This is a genomic window from Phenylobacterium sp. LjRoot225, assembly GCF_964252855.1.
Classification (GTDB): Bacteria; Pseudomonadota; Alphaproteobacteria; order Caulobacterales; family Caulobacteraceae; genus Phenylobacterium.
This window is the reverse complement of the sequence record NZ_CAXUPL020000002.1, coordinates 912,991-935,092: the sequence shown is the minus strand read 5'-3', so window position 1 is coordinate 935,092 and position 22,102 is coordinate 912,991. Positions and strand designations below refer to the sequence as shown.

Annotated in this window: 22 protein-coding genes; 10 read left to right on the top strand and 12 right to left on the bottom strand. The window is 69.1% G+C overall.

Annotated features, from left to right (window positions below; all coding sequences use genetic code 11):
- Nucleotides 1-137: 137 nt before the first annotated feature.
- Both ACSQ2B_RS14665 and ACSQ2B_RS14660 read right to left on the bottom strand, forming a co-directional pair.
- A complete protein-coding gene (locus ACSQ2B_RS14665) occupies nucleotides 138-1,520 on the bottom strand; it encodes an aspartate aminotransferase family protein (protein WP_436050879.1) in 1,383 nt (460 codons plus the stop codon).
- Entirely contained in the window at nucleotides 1,517-2,308 is a 792-nt protein-coding gene (locus ACSQ2B_RS14660; RefSeq protein WP_436050878.1) for a gamma-glutamyl-gamma-aminobutyrate hydrolase family protein, read from the bottom strand. Before ACSQ2B_RS14660 ends, ACSQ2B_RS14665 begins: the two co-directional genes overlap by 4 nt.
- Before the next feature lie 313 nt (nucleotides 2,309-2,621).
- Here ACSQ2B_RS14660 and ACSQ2B_RS14655 point away from each other — a divergent pair, with 313 nt between their 5' ends.
- From ACSQ2B_RS14655 to ACSQ2B_RS14645, 3 genes are read left to right on the top strand one after another with little or no spacing between them, the layout of a single operon-like run.
- Nucleotides 2,622-3,947, top strand: coding sequence for an aspartate aminotransferase family protein (locus ACSQ2B_RS14655; RefSeq protein ID WP_436050877.1), 1,326 nt, complete (start codon nucleotides 2,622-2,624; stop codon nucleotides 3,945-3,947).
- A 55-nt stretch (nucleotides 3,948-4,002) separates the two neighbouring features.
- The gene (locus ACSQ2B_RS14650; RefSeq protein WP_436050875.1) at nucleotides 4,003-5,505 is read left to right on the top strand and encodes an aldehyde dehydrogenase; all 1,503 of its coding nucleotides are present in this window, start codon (nucleotides 4,003-4,005) and stop codon (nucleotides 5,503-5,505) included.
- Entirely contained in the window at nucleotides 5,498-6,907 is a 1,410-nt protein-coding gene (locus ACSQ2B_RS14645; protein WP_436050873.1) for a glutamine synthetase family protein, read from the top strand. Before ACSQ2B_RS14650 ends, ACSQ2B_RS14645 begins: the two co-directional genes overlap by 8 nt.
- A gap of 12 nt (nucleotides 6,908-6,919) precedes the next feature.
- Here ACSQ2B_RS14645 and ACSQ2B_RS14640 read toward each other — a convergent pair whose 3' ends face one another.
- The gene (locus ACSQ2B_RS14640) at nucleotides 6,920-7,651 is read right to left on the bottom strand and encodes a GntR family transcriptional regulator (RefSeq protein WP_436050871.1); all 732 of its coding nucleotides are present in this window, start codon (nucleotides 7,649-7,651) and stop codon (nucleotides 6,920-6,922) included.
- A 213-nt stretch (nucleotides 7,652-7,864) separates the two neighbouring features.
- Between ACSQ2B_RS14640 and ACSQ2B_RS14635 the strand changes: the two genes are divergently transcribed.
- A complete protein-coding gene (locus tag ACSQ2B_RS14635; protein WP_436050869.1) occupies nucleotides 7,865-9,682 on the top strand; it encodes a PAS domain S-box protein in 1,818 nt (605 codons plus the stop codon).
- Nucleotides 9,683-9,706: 24 nt separating this feature from the next.
- On the opposite strand, the gene ACSQ2B_RS14630 is transcribed toward ACSQ2B_RS14635, so the two are convergent.
- Entirely contained in the window at nucleotides 9,707-10,633 is a 927-nt protein-coding gene (locus tag ACSQ2B_RS14630) for a hypothetical protein (protein WP_436050868.1), read from the bottom strand.
- A gap of 263 nt (nucleotides 10,634-10,896) precedes the next feature.
- Between ACSQ2B_RS14630 and ACSQ2B_RS14625 the strand changes: the two genes are divergently transcribed.
- From ACSQ2B_RS14625 to ACSQ2B_RS14610, 4 genes are all read left to right on the top strand, one after another.
- Nucleotides 10,897-11,601: a phasin family protein gene (locus ACSQ2B_RS14625; RefSeq protein ID WP_436050866.1), complete on the top strand. Its 705-nt coding sequence runs from the start codon at nucleotides 10,897-10,899 to the stop codon at nucleotides 11,599-11,601.
- 523 nt (nucleotides 11,602-12,124) lie between these two features.
- Nucleotides 12,125-12,283, top strand: coding sequence for a hypothetical protein (locus ACSQ2B_RS14620; protein WP_436050864.1), 159 nt, complete (start codon nucleotides 12,125-12,127; stop codon nucleotides 12,281-12,283).
- A gap of 120 nt (nucleotides 12,284-12,403) precedes the next feature.
- Nucleotides 12,404-13,108 carry a hypothetical protein gene (locus ACSQ2B_RS14615; RefSeq protein WP_436050862.1) on the top strand — a complete coding sequence of 235 codons (705 nt, stop codon included), beginning with the start codon at nucleotides 12,404-12,406 and terminating at the stop codon, nucleotides 13,106-13,108.
- 26 nt (nucleotides 13,109-13,134) lie between these two features.
- On the top strand, nucleotides 13,135-14,382 hold the full coding sequence (locus ACSQ2B_RS14610) for a phospholipase D-like domain-containing protein (protein ID WP_436050860.1): 1,248 nt from the start codon (nucleotides 13,135-13,137) through the stop codon (nucleotides 14,380-14,382).
- A gap of 63 nt (nucleotides 14,383-14,445) precedes the next feature.
- On the opposite strand, the gene ACSQ2B_RS14605 is transcribed toward ACSQ2B_RS14610, so the two are convergent.
- Nucleotides 14,446-14,766: a zf-TFIIB domain-containing protein gene (locus tag ACSQ2B_RS14605; protein WP_436050858.1), complete on the bottom strand. Its 321-nt coding sequence runs from the start codon at nucleotides 14,764-14,766 to the stop codon at nucleotides 14,446-14,448.
- A 242-nt stretch (nucleotides 14,767-15,008) separates the two neighbouring features.
- Between ACSQ2B_RS14605 and ACSQ2B_RS14600 the strand changes: the two genes are divergently transcribed.
- A complete protein-coding gene (locus ACSQ2B_RS14600; RefSeq protein ID WP_436050856.1) occupies nucleotides 15,009-15,707 on the top strand; it encodes a Fe2+-dependent dioxygenase in 699 nt (232 codons plus the stop codon).
- A 45-nt stretch (nucleotides 15,708-15,752) separates the two neighbouring features.
- On the opposite strand, the gene ACSQ2B_RS14595 is transcribed toward ACSQ2B_RS14600, so the two are convergent.
- Both ACSQ2B_RS14595 and ACSQ2B_RS14590 read right to left on the bottom strand, forming a co-directional pair.
- On the bottom strand, nucleotides 15,753-16,334 hold the full coding sequence (locus tag ACSQ2B_RS14595) for a GDYXXLXY domain-containing protein (protein WP_436050855.1): 582 nt from the start codon (nucleotides 16,332-16,334) through the stop codon (nucleotides 15,753-15,755).
- On the bottom strand, nucleotides 16,331-17,392 hold the full coding sequence (locus ACSQ2B_RS14590) for a DUF2157 domain-containing protein (RefSeq protein ID WP_436050853.1): 1,062 nt from the start codon (nucleotides 17,390-17,392) through the stop codon (nucleotides 16,331-16,333). Before ACSQ2B_RS14590 ends, ACSQ2B_RS14595 begins: the two co-directional genes overlap by 4 nt.
- Before the next feature lie 235 nt (nucleotides 17,393-17,627).
- Between ACSQ2B_RS14590 and ACSQ2B_RS14585 the strand changes: the two genes are divergently transcribed.
- On the top strand, nucleotides 17,628-18,383 hold the full coding sequence (locus ACSQ2B_RS14585) for a DUF1045 domain-containing protein (RefSeq protein ID WP_436050851.1): 756 nt from the start codon (nucleotides 17,628-17,630) through the stop codon (nucleotides 18,381-18,383).
- 60 nt (nucleotides 18,384-18,443) lie between these two features.
- Here the strand turns inward: ACSQ2B_RS14585 and ACSQ2B_RS14580 are convergent, their stop codons facing one another.
- From ACSQ2B_RS14580 to ACSQ2B_RS14560, 5 genes are all read right to left on the bottom strand, one after another.
- Nucleotides 18,444-19,193: a DUF4386 domain-containing protein gene (locus ACSQ2B_RS14580; RefSeq protein ID WP_436050849.1), complete on the bottom strand. Its 750-nt coding sequence runs from the start codon at nucleotides 19,191-19,193 to the stop codon at nucleotides 18,444-18,446.
- Nucleotides 19,186-19,638: a DUF6326 family protein gene (locus ACSQ2B_RS14575; RefSeq protein WP_436050847.1), complete on the bottom strand. Its 453-nt coding sequence runs from the start codon at nucleotides 19,636-19,638 to the stop codon at nucleotides 19,186-19,188. The genes ACSQ2B_RS14580 and ACSQ2B_RS14575 overlap by 8 nt, the downstream gene beginning before the upstream one ends.
- Before the next feature lie 249 nt (nucleotides 19,639-19,887).
- The gene (phnN, locus tag ACSQ2B_RS14570) at nucleotides 19,888-20,415 is read right to left on the bottom strand and encodes a phosphonate metabolism protein/1,5-bisphosphokinase (PRPP-forming) PhnN (protein WP_436050846.1); all 528 of its coding nucleotides are present in this window, start codon (nucleotides 20,413-20,415) and stop codon (nucleotides 19,888-19,890) included.
- Entirely contained in the window at nucleotides 20,409-20,531 is a 123-nt protein-coding gene (locus ACSQ2B_RS14565) for a hypothetical protein (protein WP_436050845.1), read from the bottom strand. The genes phnN and ACSQ2B_RS14565 overlap by 7 nt, the downstream gene beginning before the upstream one ends.
- 162 nt (nucleotides 20,532-20,693) lie before the next feature.
- Nucleotides 20,694-22,070 (bottom strand): aromatic ring-hydroxylating oxygenase subunit alpha, encoded by a 1,377-nt coding sequence (locus ACSQ2B_RS14560; RefSeq protein ID WP_436050844.1) that lies wholly within the window; start codon nucleotides 22,068-22,070, stop codon nucleotides 20,694-20,696.
- Between the last annotated feature and the right edge of the window lie 32 nt (nucleotides 22,071-22,102).

Below are 22,102 nucleotides of genomic sequence, written 5' to 3'. Positions count from 1 at the left end.
CGAAGGAAAAGGCGGCGGCCTTGCCGCGGCAGAGCTTCAATCATGGTGTTCATGGATGGCCGGGACGAGCCCGGCCATGACGTTCTTCAATATATTCAAAAACCTGGTCGAGTATCGATCCCAGGCGTCATCCTCCCTCAGCCGGCGGCGCGCAGCCTGGGTTCCGCCAGGTCGAGGGCGCGGCGCAGGGTGGCGACCAGCTGATCGATCTGGGCATGGCTGATCACCAGCGGCGGGCTCATGACGATCGAGTCGCGCACCGCGCGCACCATCAGGCCGTGCTCGATGCAGAGGTCGCGCACCATCAGGCCGGTCGGCCCCTGCTTGCCGCCGAAGCGCTCGTTAGTGCCCTTCTTCGAGACGATCTCGACGCAGCCGATCAGGCCCAGCGAGCGGACCTCGCCCACCAGCGGATGGTCGTTCAGCGCAGCCAGCTGTTCGGCGAGATAGGGGCCGAGGTCGCTGCGGGTCCGCTCCACCAGGTTCTCGCGCTCGATGATCTCGATGTTCTTCAGCGCGACGGCGGCCGCGGTCGGGTGGCCGGAATAGGTGTAGCCGTGGACGAAGTCGTCGCCGGTGGTTCGCAGGGCTTCGACGATATGGTCGGCGACGCCCACCGCCGAGATCGGCAGGTAGCCGGACGACAGGCCCTTGGCCATCGAGACCAGGTCCGGCTTCACGCCGAAGTGCTGGAAGCCGAACCATTGGCCAAGCCGGCCGAAGCCGCAGATCACCTCGTCGCAGACCAGCAGGACGCCGTACTTGCGGCAGATCGCTTCGACCCGCGGCCAGTAGGTCTCCGGCGGGATGATCACGCCGCCGGCGCCCTGGACCGGTTCGCCGACGAAGGCGGCGACCTTCTCCGGCCCGACCTCCAGGATGCGATCCTCGACCGCCTGGGCCGCGCGCTCGGCGAAGGCGAGCGGATCTTCGCCGAAGCCCTCGGCGAACCGGTAGGGCTGCATGACGTGCTCGATGCCCGGCAGCCAGGGACCGCCCTGTTCGTGCATGTGCTTCATGCCGCCGAGGCTGGCGCCGGCGATCGTCGAGCCGTGATAGCCGTTGACCCGCGAGATGATGACGTTGCGCTGCGGCTGGCCCTTGATCTGCCAGTAGTAGCGGGCCAGCCGGATGACGGTGTCGATCGCCTCTGAGCCGGAGTTGTTGAAGAAGACGTGCTGCAGGTCGCCGCCCAGCAGTTCGGCGATCTTGGCCGCCAGCATCACCGTGGGCGGCGCGGCGGTCTTGAAGAAGGTGTTGTAGTAGGGCAGCTCGAGCATCTGCTCATAGGCCGCTTCGGCCAGCTCCTTGCGGCCGTAGCCGACCTGCACGCACCACAGCCCGGCCATGCCGTCCAGCAGGGCCTTTCCGTCGCCGTCGTAGATGGTGCAGCCGTCCGCCCGGGTGATGATCCGGCTGCCGCCGATGTCGCGCATCATGCCGTGATCCTGCTGTGACGGCAGGTGGTGGGCGACGTCCAGGCGGCGCAGTTCGGCGATGTCGTAGTTGCGAAGGGTCATGCGCAGCTCCGGGAAGGCGGGGAGAGGAGGCGTTCGCCGCGCAGGGCGCGGCCGAGCAGCTGGAAGAACATCTGGGAGTCCGGATTGGTCTCGGGTCGCCACTCGGGGTGCCATTGGACCGCCAGGACCTGGGCGCCGAGGATGTCCGCCGAGACGGCCTCGACGATCCCGTCCGGGGCGGTCGCCTCGACCGTGAGGCCCGGGGCCAGCCGGTCGAGACCCTGGAAGTGGACCGAGTTCACCGTGATCTGCGGGCGGCCGAAACTGCGGGCGAGCAGGCCGCCGGGCGTCAGGGCGACCTCATGGCTGTGGGCGAACATCGCTCCCAGGTCGGCGTCGGCCGGGGCGTGGTGGTCGATCAGGTCCGGGCTGCGGCTCAGGTCGCGCCGCAGCGTGCCGCCCAGGATGACGTTCAACTCCTGCAGGCCGCGGCAAACGCCGAACACGGGCTTGCCGAGGTTCAGCATCTCCTCGACCAGGGCCGCGGCCATCGCGTCACGCGCCGGGTCGTAAGGACCTGCCCTGTCCTCGGCGCCGGCCTGGCCATAGCGCGCCGGCTCGACGTTCGACGGGCTGCCGGTCAGCAGCAGGCCGTCGAGCAGGGGGGCGATCTCGCGGGCCCGCATCAATTCGGGCAGGGCGGGAACCAGCAGGCCCGCGGCGTCGGCGTAGCGCAGGGCGCTCGCCACATACCGCTCCATCACGCTCTGGGCGGCTTCCCCGCCGACGCTGCGCCGGCAGCAGGTGACGCCGAGAACGGGACGCAGGGGGAAATCCGCCGTGCTCATCGGGCGCGTTGGGCCGGCGAGGCCCCCTCCAACCATTTTGAGGAACGTCTCATCTGTGATCACGTAGCTCCGGATCCCCTCAAGCTGTCAAGGACGACCGGTCGGGCGCGAGCCAGCGATGCTGCATTCCGCGCATGGGCTGGGCAAGAGCTGCGCGCCGACCATGGGCGTCGCGCCGCGAGGCCCATATCGGCTTGCACTGTGATCACTGAAGTCCTAGTGCTCGCAAAATTGGCTCGAAACCCCGGCCGCAATGCGCCACCTTCGCGGCAGGTGCGCCCAAGGCGGCCCTGCAATCGAGGAAGACGCCGGGATGGCGGACGGACACGACCCGAAGAACAGCGCGCTCGAAGCCTATTGGATGCCGTTCACGGCCAACAAGGCGTTCAAGGCGCAACCGCGCATGCTCGCCTCGGCCAAGGACATGCACTACGTCACGCCGGACGGCCGCAAGATCCTGGACGCCACCGCAGGGCTCTGGTGCGTCAACGCCGGTCACGGGCGTGACTCGATCGTCGCGGCGATCCGCGAGGCGGCGGGGCGGCTGGACTATGCGCCCAGCTTCCAGCTCGGCCATCCGGCCGCCTTCGACTTCGCCCGGCAACTCGCCGACATCCTGCCCGAGGGCATGGACCACGTCTTCTTCTGCAACTCGGGCTCGGAGGCCGTCGACAGCGCCCTGAAGATCGCGCTGGCCTGGCAGCGCGCCGCCGGCCGCGGAACCCGGACCCGGTTGATCGGCCGCGAGCGCGCCTATCATGGCGTCGGCTTCGGCGGCATTTCGGTGGGCGGCATCGTCACCAACCGCGCGCCCTACGGCGCCCTGCTGCCGGGCGTCGACCACCTGCGCCACACCTACGACCCCAGCCAAGGGATTGTCCGCGGCCAGCCGGAGCGGGGCGCCGAACTCGCCGACGACCTCGAGCGGCTGGTCGGCCTGCACGGGGCGGACAACATCGCCGCGGTCATCGTCGAGCCGCTGGCCGGCTCGACCGGGGTTCTCGTGCCGCCGACGGGCTATCTCGAACGGCTGCGGGCGATCTGCGACAAGCACCAGATCCTGCTGATCTTCGACGAGGTGATCACCGGCTTCGGCCGCCTGGGCGCTGCGACCGCCGCCGAGCGCTTCGGCGTCACGCCGGACATCATGACCCTGGCCAAGGGGCTGACCAATGCTGCCGTGCCGATGGGCGCGGTCGGCGTCCGCCGCGAGATCTACGAGGGCATGATGGAGGCGATCGCCAGCGGCATCGAGCTGCCGCACGGCTACACCTACAGCGGCCATCCGCTCGCCGTCGCCGCCGGCCAGGCGACGCTGGACATCTACCGGGACGAGGGCCTGTTCCTGCGCGCCGCCGATCTGGAGCCGGTCTGGGAGGCTGCGGTGCACGGGCTGGCCGACGCGCCGCACGTCAAGGACGTCCGCAACCTCGGCCTGGTCGCCGGCATCGAGCTGGAAAGCCGTCCCGGAGCCGCGGGGCAACGGGCGACGGAGGTCTTCCGCGCCTGTTTCGACGCAGGCCTGCTGGTCCGCGTCACCGGCGACATCATCGCCCTGTCGCCGCCGCTGATCATCTCTCCGGCGCAGATCGACCAGACGGTGCAGACCATCGCCGACGTGCTGCGCCGCACCGCCTGATGGCGGCTCCCGCCGCCGCCTCGCCCGCCCTAGGATCACAGCGCCGGAGCCCCAGATGACCGTTTCCGCCGCCCTTCAGGACCGCCTCGCCGCGCTGCAGCCGCCAGGCCTGATGATCATCGACGGCCGCAAGATCGCCGCCCTGAGCGGCGAGACCTTCGCCAACATCTCGCCGCGCGACGGCAAGCCGATCAACGCCGTCGCGGCCGGCGACAAGGCGGACGTGGACCTGGCGGTCGCCGCCGCCCGCGCCGCCTTCGAGGACGGTCGCTGGCGCGATCGCACCCCGGCAGAAAAGAAGAAGACCCTGCTGCGCCTCGCCGAGCTGATGGAGGCTCATCGCGAAGAACTGGCGCTGCTGGAGGCGCTGGACGTCGGCAAGCCGCTGAGCGACGCCCGCAACGTCGACATCCCGCTCGCGATCCAGACCACCCGCTGGTACGCCGAGGCGCTCGACAAAATCTACGGCGAGGTGGGCCCCAGCGGTCCCGGCAGGCTCTCCTATGCGGTGCACGAGCCGTTGGGCGTGATCGGCGCCATCGTCCCTTGGAACTTCCCGCTGCACATGGCGATGTGGAAGGCCGCTCCGGCCTTGGCCATGGGCAATTCGGTCGTGCTGAAGCCGGCCGAGCAGTCGCCGCTGACCGCGCTGCGGGTCGCCGAACTGGCGCTGGAGGCGGGGCTTCCGCCGGGTGTGCTCAATGTCGTGACCGGTTTCGGCGAGACCGCCGGCCAAGCGCTCGCCCGCCACATGGACGTCGACATGATCACCTTCACCGGGTCCGGCTCGGTGGGGCGGCGGTTGATGGTCTACGCCGGCGAGAGCAACCTCAAGCGGGTCAGCCTGGAGCTGGGCGGCAAGTCCCCGCAGATCGTCTTCGCCGACTGCCCCGACCTCGACGCCGCCGCCGAGGCGGCCGCCTGGGGCGTCTTCTTCAACCAGGGCGAGGTCTGCACCGCCGCCTCGCGGCTGCTGGTGCAGGAGGCCATCCGCGAGCCGTTCCTGGAGAAGGTGCTGGCCGTCGCCCGCGGCATCCAGGTCGGCGACCCGCTGGACGAGGCGACCCGCTTTGGCGCCATGGTCAGCAGCGAGCAGATGCGCACGACCCTCGGCTACATCGAACGCGCCCGGGCGTCGGGTCTGGAGCCGGTGCTCGGCGGACGGCAGGTGCTGCAGGCCACCGGCGGCTTCTATGTCGAACCCACCATCTTCGACCGGCTGTCGCCGGACGCAGCCCTGGCGCGCGAGGAGGTTTTCGGCCCGGTGTTGGGCGTGCTGTCGTTCCAGACCTCGGACGAGGCGCTGCGCATCGCCAACGACACCGTCTATGGCCTGGCCGCCGGCGTCTGGACCTCGAACATCGACCTAGCCATGAGCGCGGCGCGCCGGTTGCGGGCCGGCCTGGTCTGGATCAACGGCTGGGACGCTTGCGACATCACCATGCCGTTCGGCGGGTTCAAGCAGTCCGGCTTTGGCCGCGACCGCAGCCTGCACGCGCTTCACAAGTACGCCGACCTGAAGTCGATCACCCTCAGCCATAGGCCGCCGCATGTCTGACGCCCGTTCGCCCAAGCCTGCGACGGCGCTCCCGGCCGCGCGCGCCGAGCTCGACGCCTTTCTCGCCGCCCGTCCCGAGATCGAGTTCTTCGACGTCCTGTTCACCAGCCTGTCGGGCGTGCCGCGCGGCAAGCGCCTTCGCCGGCATGAGCTGGCGGGCGTCTACGACTACGGGCGCTTCCTGCCGGGCTCGGTGCTGGTGGTCGACATCACCGGCCAGGACTGCGAGTCCACCGGCCTGGTGTGGGAAGACGGCGACGCCGACCGCGTGGGCAAGCCCGTTCCCGGGACCCTGGTCCCGGCGCCCTGGCTGGGCGCCGACGTCGCCCAGGTCTCGCTGTCGCTCTACGAGCTCGACGGCCAGCCGAACGACCTCGACCCGCGCGTGGTGCTGCAGCGGGTGATCGATCGCTTCACGAAGGACGGGCTGACTCCGGTCACCGCCTGCGAGCTGGAATACTATCTTGTCGACGCCCGCCGGGCGGCGGACGGCGGCCTGGCGCTGGCGCCGTCGCGCTTCTCCGGCGAGCGCCCGACCCTGCACCAGGTCTATGGACTGCCCGAGATCGAGGAGGCCGCGCCCTTCCTGCGCGATCTCTGGGCCGCCTGCGACGCCCAGGGCGTGCCGCTGGAGGGGGCGATCTCCGAATACGCGCCGGGCCAGATCGAGCTGACCCTGAAGCATAAGGCCGACGCGCTGCGGGCCGCGGACGACGCGGTGATGTACAAGCGGGCGGCCAAGGGCGTCGCCCTGACGCACGGCTGCGAGGCGACCTTCATGGCCAAGCCGTTCGGCGACCGCGCCGGCAGCGGCTTCCACGTCCATGTCAGCTTCAACGACGCCGCCAGCCAGAACGCCTGCGCCAGCGAGGACCCGCAGGGCTCGGAGCTTTTGCGCCACGCGATCGGCGGGATGCGGGCGCTGCTGGCCGACAGCATGGCCATCTTCGCGCCGAATGCGAACTCCTGGCGCCGCTTCAAGGCCAACTCCTATGCCCCGGTGGCGCCGACCTGGGGGGTGAACAACCGCACGGTCTCGTTCCGCGTGCCGGCGGGCCCGCCGTCGACCCGCCACGTGGAGCACCGCGTCGCCGGCGCCGACGCCAATCCCTACCTGACGCTGGCGGCCGTGCTGGCCGCGGCCCACTACGGGATCACCAACAAGATGGATCCCGGCCCCGCAGTCTCCGGCGACGGCTACGCCGCCGCAGCGCAGAGCGGTGAGGGCTTCGCCGTCAACTGGTTCGCCGCCGTCGATCGCTTCGCGGCCAGCGAGGTCCTCAAGGACTATCTCGGCGAGCGCTTCGTGAAGATGTTCGCCGAGGTGAAGCGGACGGAACAGGCCCGCTTCTTCGACGTGGTCACCGAGCTGGATTACGCCTGGTACCTGCGCAACGCCTGAGGCTATCGCGCCTCAGGTCGCATCGAGGGCGCTGCGGCCGATCAGTCCCATGCCGTCGGCGATGTCGCCGCGGATCGCCTGGCGCAGCGTCGCCTCGTCGCCCCGCACCAGGGCGTCCAGCGCCATGGCGTGCTGGTCGACCAGCTTGGCGGTGCCGACCCGGCCGTAGACCACCCGCATATAGGGCCCGAACTGCAGCCAGAGCACCTCGATCAGCTGGTTCAGCGTGCCGTGCGGATGGGTGCGATAGAGGGTGAAGTGGAAGTTGGCGTTCGCCTGCATGTAGGCGTCGACGTCGCCGCTATCCAAGGCGTCGTTGATGGCGCTGTCGAGCTCGCGCAGGCGGCGCAGCCTGGGCGAGGTCATGTAGGGCAGGGCCAGGGCGGCCGACTCCGGCTCCAGCAACAGGCGGCAGCGCAGCAGGTCGTCGAACCGGTCGGGCGTCATCGGCGGGATCTCCACCTTGCGCTTCGACCGGATCTGGATGGCGCCCTCGGCGGCCAGCCGGCTCAGCGCCTCGCGCACCGGGGTCTGGCTGACGCCGAGCTCCTGGGCGAGGCCGCGGGTCGAGAAGCTGCGGCCCGGGAAGATCTGGCCGGTGATGAAGCGCCGTCGCAGCTCATTGTAGACGCTGGTGTGCAGCAGGGCGCCCGGCTCGGAGCCGGCGGGACCGTCTCCTTCCGCCGCCTCCGGCGTCGTCTCTTTGCTCTCGGCGAGCGTGATCATGGCTTCAGAAACGGTCACGCGCCGCACCGGGAGTCAATCAGTGGGGACGAGCGCGCCAAGCCTATTCATGTGCTGGCTGAATCGGCGCACCTGCGTCCGCCACGCGTCTCGGGCTCGGTGCACAACCATGGGGTGCTTTCGCCCCCTGTGCGAACTGCGAATATGGTAAATCTCTGCGCAGGATCCTGGCCGCACCGGCTGGGCGGAATCACAGCGCTGGGCGGTCATGTGGTGTCGACGCGACTTGCAGCCGACAGTTTTTTTCGCCGTGCGCTCGAGAGCAGCCCTGACGGCATCCTGATTCTCGACCTCGGCGGGATCGTGCAGTTCGTCAACCCGAACGCTGCGGCGATGCTCGGCGCCGGCGAGTCAGCCGCCCTGCTGGGCGCGCCCTGGCAGACGTTGTGCGCCGAGCCGGACCGCCTCGCCGCACAGGCCGCCGTCGACGCCGCCGCCTGCGGCGAGACCCGGCGCTTTCCCGCGTCGGGGCAGATGGCGGCCGGCAGGCTGCGGCGCCTCGACCACATCGTCTCGCCGCTGCACGACGACGCCGGCGCGCTGGTCGCCTTGCTCGTCACTTCGAGAGACGTCACCGATCTCGAGGCGGCGCGCCTCGCCGCTGAGGCGAGCGCGCGCGTGGCCGCCCATGAAGCCTCGGTGCAGCGCTCGGTCGCAGAGATGGCCTACCTCACCAGCTGGGATCTCGATTTCCGCAGCAACGTCAGTCGCGTGGGGGCGGCCGGCGTGCAGGCGATGCGCGGCGGCCCGGAGCACAGCGAAATCACCATGGAACAGGGCCTGGCCATGTACGCGCCCGAGGACCGGGCCCGGATTCTGGGCCTGCTGGACCGCGCGCGGCTGTACGGCGAGCCCTTCAGGTTCGACGCGCCGATAACACGACACGACGGGACGTTGGGCTGGGTTCGGCAGTTCGGGGAGCCGATTTACGAGGACGGCGTGTGCGTCGGCATCCGCGGGGCCGGGATGGATGTCACCGACGAGATGACCGCCCAGGAGAGAATCCGCAGCGCACAACAGCGATTGAACCTCGCCGTCCAACTCGCCGGCCTGGAAGTCTACGAGTACGATTTCGACCAGCAATCGCTGATCCACGAGGGGGCCTCCACGTCGACCTTCGATAGCCCAACGGGTTTCGAAAGCCTTTTCATGCCGGATCTGGCCAACCCGGTGGCTTCGCAGGATCGCGCGCGGGTGCGGGCGGAGTGGGTCAAGGCCCAGGAAACACATTCGCCCTTCCGCTCCGAATTCCGCGTCTGTCGCCCCGATGGCCAAGAAGTCTGGGTCTATGGCGTCGCCGAGATCGTCGAGGAGGAGGGGCGGCCGAGGAGGCTGGTGGCCGCGATCATGGATATCACGGAGCGCAAGCGCAGCGAGCTGGAGATGCTTCAGACGCTGGCGCAGATGCGCGAGCATGAGGAACGGCAAAAACTGCTGCTCGACGAGCTCAATCACCGGGTGAAAAATACGCTCGTCGCCGTGCAGTCGGTGGCCGTCCAGACCTTGGCCAGTACGCGGGATCCGCAGGAGGGCCGCGATCTTTTCATCGAGCGGCTGCTGGCGCTCTCGAACACCCACAACCTGCTCGTCAAGAGCGCCTGGACGAGCGCCTCATTCCGGCAGCTCGTGGAAACCGCGCTGAAGCCTTATGGCCAAGCCTATCACTACGAAGGCCAGGACCTTCACCTCGACCCGAACTTCGCCGTGAGCCTGGGGATGGCGCTGCACGAACTCGCCACCAACGCTCTCAAGCACGGCGCCTGGCGCGCCGGCGGTCAGGTGGACATCACGACGGTGGTCACAGGCGGCGAGGTCCGCATCACTTGGCGCGAAAGCAGCGGTCCGCCGGCGTCGACGCCGGCACGGCGGGGTTTTGGCTCTCGCCTGCTCGAACGCGGCGTGGCCGCCGAGCTCGGCGGCAAGGTCGTGCTGACCTTCGCGCCGGAAGGCCTCGTCTGCAGAATCCAGGCGCCGACGAGCGCTCGCATGATGGTGGTCCATGAGTCCCTGGAGCCCCGCCAGCCTGTATGAACGTCTGGGCGCAGGGGCCAGCGCTCAGGGCGTCCGATCGCCCGCTTCGGCCGCGCGCCGGTCCGCAATGAAGGCGCCCGGAAAATGCGAGGTGCAGGCCATCACGTGGGTGATGGCCTCGGCGTCGTACTCGTCGTCTGACCGGTACGCTTCGAAATAGGCGTTCAACCGCTCCACACGGTCGAGGTGGCGGCGCGCGGCCTGCAGGCCCAGCGAGACACCGTAGTTGGTGAAGGCGAACCGCACGTGGCGCTCGCGCCGTCCGCGGCCGAAATAGCCCGGCGGGTCGACCCATAGGTGATCGAGCCCGTCCAGCGAGCGCGCCGACTGCAGCTTCGCCCAGGGTTCCTGCGGGAAGAAGTGCGCCAGCCACAGCATCATGCCGAGGCCGAGGTCCTGATCGATGTCGAGGCTGCGGTGCTGCCGCTCGATGAGCTCCCGCATCTGGCCGATCTCGGCCGCCAGCGCGGTCTCGTCGAGAAGCCGGTAGGCGACGTAGCCGTCGAAGGCGTCGAGCGCGCCCAGGCCATAGCCCGGATAGGGTCCGCTCAGGTCCTCCTGCATCTTCCAGATCACGCCCACCCCCGGAACCACGAAGGCGGAATGGATGTCCTTGGCGAGCTGAACGCCGCGTTCCCGGTACTGCGGCCGGTGATCCCCGAGCCGGGCGAGCGCGAACAGCCACATGGCGAGGTAGTGGAAGTACTGCCCGTCACGGTCGGGCGCCTGGCCGATCCGCAGGCCGCGCGGCCGCCCCAGCACACGCTCGACATCGGCCACCAAGGCCTCCGCCTGATCCAGCCAGGCGGCCTCTCCGAACTTCCGGTACAGGGAGACCAGGAGCACGACCCCGAAGGCGTCGGTCCAGAGGTAGCGTAGGCCGTTGGGCCAGATGCGCTGCTCGCGCATCCAGTCGAGCTTCGCCAGCACATAGTCCGTCTGCTCGAGCATGATCGGCTCCTCGCGGGCCGAGCGGATAGATATCTTCCGCACCTTGCGCATCCAGCCAACGACGGGGCGGGAAGGGGGTTCCGGACCCGTCACGCACGCCATGCGTCGGGTGAAATCCGATTGCTCACTGCGCGGTGATGCGGCGCACAGCCAGTCGCGTGCGCCTGAACTGCGCGCGGAGGCGGGCGCGGCCTCCTGCATTAAAATATGAGCGCGGCGGGCAGGAACTTAGCGAGGCGGGCGATGATTGAGGAGGTTTCTGCATGGCCACATCCGCGTGTCTGTCTCAAGCGGCCAACCTGACCGCGCTGGCGCGCGGCTTCTCGAGGGAGGAAGTTCCGATGGCAGATGTCCAAAATCTCACGACGAGTGGGGCTCCGAAGGGCGGAGACCGCCCTGCTGGGGCGGAGACAGGCCGTGCAGGCGCTGAAGCAGGCTCGCGGTCGTTTGATGAGAGCGCACGCGCCGCCGAGGCCGTAGCGGACAAGACCGCCGATGCGAGCCGCGCTGCGGCCAAGGCCAATACGGAGATCCTGCGCAGCCAGTTCGAAACCGCCGAACAAGCGGTGCACTCGAGCTTGGAAGCCGGCGCGCGCAGCATCGAGGGGCTCAGTCAAACCTGGACGCGGGCTTTCGGGGTGGGGAACCCGAACCCGGTTTTGGCCGAGCAATCGGCGCAGAATATCCAGGCGGTGTCGCGCGCGTCGAGCGCGTTGGCCAAGGGCGCCCAGGAGGCCTCGCGCGCCTGGTTTGACCTGACCCAGAAGACCCTGCGCATGAACCTGGAAGCGATCGGCCGGTTCGCCGGGTGCCGGTCCGTTCAGGAGGTGGCGAACGTGCAGAGCACCCTGTTGCGCGACAACCTGCAGCAGGTGATCGAGAGCGGCGAGGTGATCGCGCGGACCCAGTCCAGTGCGATCCAGGAAGCGACCCGGGCGATTCAACCCCAGGTCCGTCAGAAGGTCTGATTTGAGGGGGGCGCCCGTCGGGCGCTCCCCCGTCGTTTACAGGCTGCACCGCACATTCATCCGCGTGGAGGGCATCCGCGTGGACGGCGCCCGCGCGGAAATGGCTCCGGTCGCCCGGGGGTGAGAATGCCACCGGAGCCATCCGACTGTGTGCGCCACGGGTGGGATCGGAAACACACAACCCCTAGATGAGTTGAGCGCCGTCCAAGGTCAAGGGAAGCCCGCCAAAATAAGCGCCACAATTGTCGTGCTCGAGGTTTCGCCGTCGACTAAGTGGCGCAGCGAGCCGGCCCACGGCTTCCGTTCCGAGGCGCGACGGACGGGGACATCGGACGTGTCTGCCTCGCGCGCCAAATGAGCGTGGGAACGGCGGGCAAGCGCGGCCGTTCTGCCCGCATGGCCATCTACACCTTCACCCTCAGGTCACCGCCCGCGCGTTGCACCGCGTGTTCGAGTTTTTGAAAGACGAGCGATGTTAGCGCACGGCGGGATCTTCGAGATCGGCAAGACATACAAGATGACTATGCTCGTCTACGACAGCGACGGCCGTGCGGACCGCGAGATGCGACCAGGCTGCAGGGTCGTCGCCATCGACGGGCCAATTCTGAAGCTCGATCAGCGCGGAAAGGAGTGGATCCTGAACGTCCACTCCCCGCTTTTCGTGGAAGCCGAACTCGCCTGAGGGAATGGCCGAGGCCTGCTCCATCGGTCCATCAAGTCGCTGGAACTTTCTTGCCACCGCGGCGCTTGGTCGAGATGCTGAGGGTCGCCGTCCGCGGCCCTTCAGCGAGGGCAGGCGAACATGCTTGCGATCACCCGTAGAAACGTGGTGCTGGGCGCCGCCGGGGGATTGACGCCCTTCGCATCCGTTGCGACCGCCCAGGTGCGGGATGGGCCGCTCGCGGAGCTCGCCGTCGGGCTCGAGCGCGAAATCGCTGGACTTGCCGCCGCCCCCGAGGAGGCGCTCGGGGGCGTCCAGGCGCTGCTGCGGTCTGCGGCGGGGGCCGGCGCATTCGATCGCTGGCGCAGATCGCCGCCGGCCGAGAGCCACAAGATTGAAGTCCTGCGCTCCGGCGGGCTCGGCCGAAGCTGGAAGGTGCAGCTCTTCGGCATCCCCGAGGGCCGCAGCCACCCGCCGCACTGTCATGAGAACCTCGCCTCCTGCCTGGTGGTCCTGGATGGCCGGCTCAGAGTCCGGGAGTACGAGCGGCTGCGTGCGCGGGAGACGGAGGCCGCGGCGCTCCTGCGCGGCGTCTTCGACGACCGGCTGGGCCCGGGGGAGGGGATGGTCACGGCCGAGGACTACCGCAACGCCCACTGGTTTGGCGCCGTCGGCGGGCGGGCGCTCGCGGTCAACTTCAAGGCCTCCGGGCATTTCCGACGCGAGCTGTTCCGGTTGCGCAACCGCCGCTACCTGGACCCCTCGGGCGGCAGGCGCGGCGAATTCTGGGCGCCGTTCATCTCTCCCGCTGAAGCCCGGGCGCGGTTCGCGGGGGCGCCACTCTAGGGTCCGAGCATATGTGGCTGGACGCCATGCCCGTCGCGCCGATCGCAGGTCCGCCAGCCCCGGCGGTGGCGGCGGCGGCCGAGCTGCATTTCGGCGGGCCAGACCGGCCGGCGCGCGTGCTCCGTGACCTGTTGCTCGCCCGAATTGAGGCGGCGCCGCCCGGCAGCGAGATCCTCTGGGTGACCTACTACTTCCGGGACCGCGGGCTTGCGCAGGCCTTAACGGCCGCGCAGAGGCGCGGGGTGCGGGTGCGCGTCGTGCTCGACGCTCGCCCCCGGCGGGCGGACATCAACGGGCCGGTGATCGCCTGGCTGCGCGCCGGCCTGGGAGAAGGGCTCCGGGTCCACCGCTCGCCAGTGGCGGGGCTTCGCCTGCACACCAAGATCTACGCCTTCTCAGGCCCCGCGCCGGTCGCCTTCCTGGGCTCGTTCAATCCCTCCGGCGACGAGCCGGAGGATCCGGGCGTGCTGGAGGATATCGGTGACCAGGATCGCGGACATAATCTTCTCGTGGAGTACCGGGATCCCGCGACGGTGGAGGCGGTGCGCCTGCAGGCGGCGCGGATCTGGGGCCAGCGCGACGTTTCCCGCTTCTCCCTCTGGCAGAACCGACCGGTCAGGCTCGGCGCCACGACGCTCTACTTCTTCCCGCGCCTGCGCCCGGGCGTCGTAGAACGGGGGCTTTCGAGATTGGGGCCGGGCGACCATGTTCGTGCGGCGGTCTCGCACGTGGAGCGCGGGCCGTTCACCGCCAGGCTGACGGAGGCGGCGCGGCGGGGCGCGCGGGTGGAGCTCGTGGTTCACGACACCCGCCGACGCGTGCCGGATCCCGTCGTGGCGGGGCTGTCGCGGGCCGGCGTCGTCGTACGCCGCTATTGCCATCCGGACGGCCTGCCGATGCATGCGAAATTCGTGGTGGTGCGCGACGGCGCGCAGAGGACGGCTTGGTTCGGCAGCCTCAACTACAATGCCAACTCTCGCTTTCTCAACCACGAGATTCTGCTGCGCAGCACCGACGCTCGGGTGGTGTCCGGGCTCGACGCCCGCTTCGGACAGATCTCGGCCGAGGCGGTGCGGCTGACGGCCGGCGCCCGGACGGCGCGAACGCCTTTCGCCTCAGCGAAAGCGGACTCTGGCGTGATCAGGGTCTCCGGCCGGTCGGGGCCGGCCGCAGTGCGGGCGCTCGCTCCGGACCGCGCCTGCGGAGAAGCGCGCGGGCGCATCCCGCGGGGGCGTAGTCCCTGGATCTCGTCGGGGATGATCTGGGGCATGTGAGGCCGCCACTCCGCGGCGAGCGATGCGGCCGCGGAGGCTGTCAGCTGCGGGACCAGCCGGCCCTCAGTCGAATATGTCGAAGATCGACCCTCGCTTCTTTCGGTAGCCGCCATGGCCGTATTCGCCGCGCTCTCCGCCTTCTCCGTATTCGCCCCTTTCCCCGCGCTCGCCGTAGTTGGTGTTCCAGGGCGGCGCGGGCGGGGCGCGATGCTGCGCGCTTTGGGCGGGCGGCGGCGCTGAGTCCTGGGCGCTGGCCATGAGCTTCTCGAGTTCGCCGCGGTCGAGCCACACGCCACGACAGGTCGGGCACATGTCAAATTGGACACCGTTACGATCCACGGTCTGCATTGAGCTGCTGTCATTCGGGCATAGGAGCAGAGGCATCCAAGCTTCCTTCTGTTGATCGACGGAGGCGCGACGCCGGCAAGGGGATCGGGCCTCACGTGGGAACGTGATGCGTCCGACATCGCGGAGACCAATTCATGTCGGTCGCCGCCAGAGGGGCCCGGCCCGCGCCGTGAACATGGGAGCGCGGAAGAGGGGCGGCAAGTGGCGCACCGGCGTGTCGAACGCTCTCGCCCTGCGGTCGTTCAGTCTGCGACAAGAGCGTGGCGGAGCGCCGGCGCGTGCTGCTCGGCTGTTCACAAACATGGAGAGGCAGGTTGATTGTTCTGGCCAATGTCCTGAGCCGGGACGAGGTCCTCGCAATTCGCGAGGAGCTTGCGCTCGCGCCGTTCCGCGATGGCCGGGCCACGGCGGGCCCCGCCGCCGAACGGGTCAAGAACAACGAACAGGCCCGAGGGGACGATCCTGGCGTGATCGCCCTGGGCCAAAGGGTGCGGCTTGCCCTGGAGACCCATCCCGAGGTTCGAACCTTGGTGCGACCGGTCCGCTGGTCGCGGCTGATGTTTTCGCGCTATGGCCCGGATCAGGAATACGGGATGCATGCGGATAACGCCTCGATGTTCGACGACGGCGGCTGGCCCCTGCGGACGGACCTCAGCTTCACCTTGTTCCTCTCCGATCCGGAGACTTATGAAGGCGGCGCGCTGCTGGTCCGGGACCTGACCGGCGATCACGAGTTTCGACCTTTGGCGGGATCGGCGGTTCTGTACTCGACCGGGCAGCTTCACGGCGTGACGCCGGTGACGCGCGGCGTCCGCCTGGCCTGTGTCGGGTGGGTCCAGAGCCTGGTTCGGCGGCCCGATCAGCGGGAACTGCTCTACGATTTGGAGCGAGTCCGGGCCGGCCTGGGTCCAGAAGCAGGGTCCCTTCTTCTGGACAAGGCGATCGGCAATCTGCTGCGAATGTGGGGCGAGGCGTGAGGGCGACGCTGTCGGCGAATTTCCGAAGGTCGGGGGAGGGGGGATCTAGTACCAGCCCAGATCGGTGCGTTCGCTGTTGACGATCAGGCCTTTCAGCCGGGCCTTGCCGTCGGCGCCGACGGAGACAACGGCGCGTGCCGTCACCGGGGCGTTTCGCGTCGCCGCAAGCTGTTTCTGGATCGTCTCGGCCTGGGCCTGGTCGGTGTGCAGCCGGTCCAGGCCGAGATTGAGGACCACCCATGTGGTCTCCGGCGCCGGGCGCGCGAGGCAGTCGAGGTCGCCGCGCACGACCACCTCTCCCAGTTTCTGCGCCGCCTCCCGGCTGAGGGTTGCGCCCGTCGCCACGTGGTGGTCGCCCTGCCGCTTGAGCGCCACCCAGGCGCCGGGGCGCCGGGAAAAGCCGCCGTGTCCGGGCGGGCAGGGCGTCCCGCCGGGATGCTCCGACCGGAACTGGAACCGCACATAGTGGCCGGTCAGCAGGCTGCGCGGATCGTAGCCGCTGATCGCCAGCACGACCTCCTGGCCGCCGGACCGCGCCCTGCCCTCGCGCACCACCAGCCCCACCAGGGCCAGCGCCAGCACCGACGCGACGGCCATGATCCGCACCGGGACCGACGGCGGCTTCATGCCGGTCTCCGCCGACGCATGGCGAGGGCTGTCACCAGGGCGACGATCGCACAGCCGGCGAACACCGCCGATGACGTCATCAGCCCGATCCCCAGGTTGAACAACAGGACCGCCCCCGCGGCGAGCAGGCCGACCACGCCGGCCGCCGTGACCGGCGAATGCCGGTCGTGCCGGCCCAGCGCCACGACCGCCAGCGCCAGCAGCATCCACGCCAGGCTGTGGGGCACGCCCCTCAGCCGGTCGCCGAAGCCGGCGACGCCGAACCAGAGCAGCGCGCCCCAGGTGAACCAGCCGTAGAGCACGCTGGGCGGGCCTTCGAAGCGCTCGCGAACCGCCCGGGCCAGCCCGGCGCCGAGCGCCAGGACGAGGGCCGCGCCCATGAAGGTGATCTCCTCATGGCCGCGCCCCAGACGCTCCAGCGTCAGCACCGCGACGACGGCCGCAATCCCCGACACATGCGCCAGCGCCTGTGACCGCCACCAGACGGCGGTCAGCGCGCCCAGCGGTGCGGCGACCACCAGCCAGCCCAGCCAGGGTTTCGATGCGTCGAACAGCCGGCCGACCGCCAGCTCGCCCAGGCCGATCAACACCAGACCGACCGCCGCCGCCCAGGGCGACCGCCCCGCCAGCGCCAGCAGCGCCGCCGCCAGGCCTGCGCTCCGCAGCGCCGTCTGCGGATCGCCGGCGATGTCGAAAATCTGTCCGGTCAGGCCGATGGCGGCGGCGAAGATCAGCGCCGCGACGCTGAGCAGCACCTGGCTGGTGACCGCCCTTTGGCGGGTGCTGGCCCAGGCCGCTCCGCCCGCTGCGCCGAGGAACGCCGCCAGGATCAGGGCGAACCGGGCGATGCGCGGGATCTCCGACCAGTTGGCCGCCACGAAGGCGATCACCGCCACGCCCGCCAGAAGTCCGCCGACGATCGACAGGGTCGTCGCCACATCCAGTCGGCGGGCCTCGCCCACCGAGTCCAGGATCGCTGCACGGCTCTCGGCCGGCACCAGGCCCCGGCCGATCCATCCGTCCAGATCCTGCTCCAACCGGCGCCGATAGCTTGCCATTCGCCCTCCGCGACGGGCGGAGAGTGGCCAAGCTGGGGGGCGGCGCCTAGTCCTTCTTTCCGTCGCGCTTGCCGCGCGTCCGGGCGCCGGCCGGCGCTCGCCCCGTCATGCGAGGGTCATCCCCAAGACCCCGCGAATTTCCGGGTGTTTGGAGCGGCGGAAATCTGTCTGTGACCCAACAATGCTTATACAGGCGGGTTCCCCGTGACGTGTGGCGCGAAGGACGTCGGATCGCGTGAGACCCAGGTACGCCATCTATTACACGCCGCCCCGCGGTTCCGATCTGTCGGTCCGGGCCGCGGCCTGGCTCGGCCGGGACGCCTGGAGCGGCGGCGCCGTTCCGCGGCCGGACTTGCCTGGCTTGGACGGTCTGGATCTCGACGCGTTGACCGCCGATCCGCGGCGCTATGGCTTCCATGCGACCCTGAAGGCGCCCTTCGAACTCGCCGAGGGGCAGGAGGAGGCGGCCCTCCTCGCCGCCGCCGACAGGATGGCGGCCGGGCTTGCGACCTTCTCCGCATCGATTACGCCGGCGTCCCTGGGTCGCTTCCTCGGCTTCGAACTGACGGGCGACACCCAGGCGATGGCGCGGTTGCACGCCGCCTGCCTCTCCGGCTTCGAGACCTTCCGGGCGCCGATCTCCGAATTCGACATCGCCCGGCGGCGCAAGTCGGGCCTCACCCCCGAGCAGGACGCAAGGCTCCTGCAATGGGGCTACCCCTACGTCTTCGACGACTTCCGCTTCCACATGACCCTGACCGGCGCGATCGCCTCCGACGCGCTTCACGGCCGCCTGCTGACGGCGCTCGGCGACTACTTCGCCGCCGACGTCGGCGACCACGTCTTCGACGCCATCTGCGTCTTCAAGCAGCCGGTGCGCGGCGAGCCCTTCAACGTCCTTGGGCGCTTTGCGTTCGGCGGCGGCCATCCGCCCGGTCGCGCTTCGTCACGGGCCTTGTCCGCCGAAGGCCAGGCCACCCTGGCGTCTTAGACGCCGCGTCGCCCAATCGTCGCGCCACTGCAAGAAGGTGAGCTGAAACCTACGTTCCATCTACCGCCGCCCGTCACGGTCGCCAGCCGCGATGGAGGCTCGGCGTGCGAGCGGGTCCGCCTTCACGCCGATGATCAGCAGATAGAGACAGGTCAGGATCTCGCTTAGCCGAGGCAGGGTGATCCAGCGGCCGACGCCGCTTGTTGCGTAGCCGCTCACCAGGATTTCACAGAAGAGGTCGACCGTGTAGCCGATGCTGGCGAGCATGAGCAGCGCGCCCAGCAGCTTGGGGAGGGCTCCAGATCGGAACACCAGATAGCCAAACGGAGCGAGCCAGAGCCCCCAGAACAGCTGGCAGAGCAGAAGGCCGTCGTCGTAGGCGGAGAACGCCTTCGCCACGCGGCCGGCGAGCTCCGCAGGCGCGCCGTCCGGGCCGCTGATCGCGGACAGCACCTCGATCAGCTTGCCCGTATTGATCAGGGCGATGGGCACGCTGGCCGTCGCGAAGGCCGTCATCAGCAGCGCCGCGGTCCGGTCGACACGGCCAAGCAGCCTGTAGAGGGCGAGCGGCAGGACCAGGAAGGCGGCGTAGCAAAGTAGGGCGGCGGCGATCGAGACCCGGAAGAGGGTCTCGTTGGCCTGCAGCCAGGCGACCGTCGCGGCAGGGGCGTCGTCGCCGGGCATGCGGCCGGGAACATAGGCGAGCGAGAAGATCCCCGCCGCCACGACGACCAGGTACAGGGCGCCGGCCAAGCGGGCCGTCGAGCGGTCGAAGCGCTCGGCCGGCGTCGAGATGAGCGCTTCAGCCATTGGCCGCGACGGCTTGCGGGACGGCGTCGGCTGGCGCCTCCCGCGGCCAACGCACCGCATGCCAGACGATGAGCCCCGTGAAGGCGATCTCGACGGCCCCGAGCAGGACGTAGAAGGCCCAGGCTCCCTGGATCGCCAGCACCATGATCACCGTGTAGATCGAGCCCAGGACGATGTTGGCCCATCGGCTGGCGACAGCGGGCAGCGCCAGGGTCAGGAAGATCATGGCGCTCGGGACGGCCATCAGGTTCGCGAAGGCGAACAGCAGCCCCTGACTCACGGGGCCGACCGGCGTCTCCCCCGCCATCAGGGACTGGATCTTCTCAGGCCTGTAAAGGCTGAAGAAGTCACCGTAGACGTAGCAGAACATCACGGCGGTCCAGAGCGCCGAGATCTTCAACTTGACCGGCGTGCGCACGTCAGCAAGGCGTTGTCGAGGTCTCACGCCCCCTCCGGTGATGTCGTCTCGCACGGTCCGCTCGGCTGTACTGAACTCGCCAGTTAAATCTGTGTCACATCGCTCTTCGAACGCGCCATGAACCCCCCGAGTAGAAGGATCAGGCGCGCGGCGCCGCTCAGGCCAGCATCCTGCGAAGCTGCCGTCTTGGAGTCCCGCGAAACGGGAAGACGAGAACATTCAGGGGTAAGCGCATCGCTGAGGTCCGTACGGGTCTCACCGCGACGCAATCGGCCGTCACTGCGTGAGGGCGGCGAGGAAGGCGTTGACGCCTTCCTCCAGCGTGCCGTCGTTTCGCACGACGATGGCGTCGGCGTCCGTCACCTCATAGGCGCAGCCTCGCGCCAGGCGGGCCTCGATCTCGCGGGCCGTCTCGCGGCCGCGCAAGGCGAGGCGAGCCGCCACGATCTTCGGGTCCGCGACGATCGAGATCAGGCGGACCTCCGGGAACTGACGCCGCGCCGCCTCGATCACCGTGCGGGAGACATTGGCGACGACCCGTCGCCCCGACTGCAGCTGGTCGACCAGCCCTGCGCCCAGGCCGTAGTAGAGCCCGTGGGCCTCCCACCAGAGCAGATAGTCCCCGGCGGCGGCCTTGGCCTTGAAGGCGCGCTCGCTGACCGCGATGTGGGCTTCCCCGCCGGCGTCCTGGGGCCGGGTGATCTCGCGCTGCGCGAACACGAAGCGGTCGTCCAGGCGTTCACGCGCCGCGTCCAGAAGACTGTCCTTGCCCACGCCCGAGGGGCCCACGATCAGGATCAGCACGGCCGGGCCAGCCAGACGTCGTGGCTGATCACCACCTTGTGCGGCCGGCGCCGCACGTCGCGCGCGATCGCGCAGAACTTGCCGAATTCGCTATAGGCGGCCGAAGAGTCGTTCACGATGTAGATGTACGCGCCGATCCCGACTTCCGACAGGCTGGTTCGGGCGCCGACGAGGGCTCATGGGCCCAGCACGCCGGGGCGTTCGCGTGGAACGCACCGAGGTGAAGACGGAGGCCCGGATGGCGCAACGGTCCAAGGTCCGGTTTCAGGCGCCACGGCCTACAAGCCCAGGTCGACGATCGGGCCGTCGAAATTGCCGCCCAGGGCCTGCGTGGCCTTGGCCAGCCTTTCCGGGGCGGCGGCCTGCAGATAGCCGTCGATGACCCGCTGGTAGTTGCTGATCAGCCCTTCGATGTCCTTCGCCAGGCGCATGAACTCGAAGCCCTCGGCGTGCAGGCCTATCTGCTGCTCGGGAATGTTGGAATAGTCCTGCCGCGGGATCGGCGGGAACTGGTCGCTGTCGTAGGGGAGCATTAGCGGCGCCATGGGCGGCTCGGGTTCCTCGCCCTCGGGGAAGAAGGTCAATGACCAGAGCTCGAACAGGCAGCTTTCCGGACCCAGCGGTCGAATTCGGTAGGACGCCATGCTGCTGAAAAACGATAGCAGGAAATAGTGCGGGAAGATGAACTCCACGGCCTTGAGCGGGTCGGAGACCGCGACCGCGTTCAGGTCCGGTACGGGCTCGCCCTTCGCGCGCAATTGCTGGGTGATCTGGGCCTGAACCAGGCTGAACCAGGTCATCAGCGCCTGGTTGGGGTCCTCCGGCAGATCGACGTCCACCAGCTGGCGCGCGATCTCGATCTCCTTGGCGTGGATCTGCCCCGCCATGCCGCGGTTCAGCTCCACCATATGTTCGATCTGCGCGCCGATGTTCTCGCGGACGCTGAGCTTCGCGCCGCCGGCGTCACCGGCGTACATGCCGTTGTACAGGGACGGCAGGATCTCCTGCAGTTGCGGATGTGTCCGCATCACATGGAAGCCTTCCATGAAGGCTTCCATCGCGGTCTTCCAGTTGGCCGGGAGCACCGTGGCGTACCACCACTCGGCGCGCAGCTGGCCCACGTTGTGAGCGTCCAATCGGTCGGCGAGCGGACCGATGATCTCGCGGAACGCGGGGGCCTCATCGTCGAAGTTGATGAAGACGCACCCGAGCTGCACCTCTGAGCGGCACGGCGCCAGGGCGAGTTCCGCCGGATCGAGCTGGCCCTCGCCGAACAGGCGCCTGCCGTAGACGAAGGTGTTCTTGCCCTCGATGTTCCAGCGCCAGCCGTGGAACGGGCAGGTGAAGCCCTGGACCTCGCAATTGCCGTGGCCCCTGGCGAGCTGGACGCCGCGGTGGCGGCAGGCGTTGTGGAAGGCCTTCACCCCGCTCTGGGTGCGGACCACGATCACCGACTTGCCGAGGTTCGAATATTCGATCCAGTCGCCGACGTTCGGGATCTGCTCCAGCCGGCAGGCCATCTGCCAGACATGCGGCCACAGCCGCTCGCACTCGAGCCGATAGAAGTCCTCGTCGTAGTAGCGCTTCGCGGGAATGCGTTCCGGGTCGACCACCTGGAACGACGCCGCGCCGAAACGAGCGTCACCCTCTGCCATTGGACATCTCCGGGGCGCGATCGGCGCCAGCC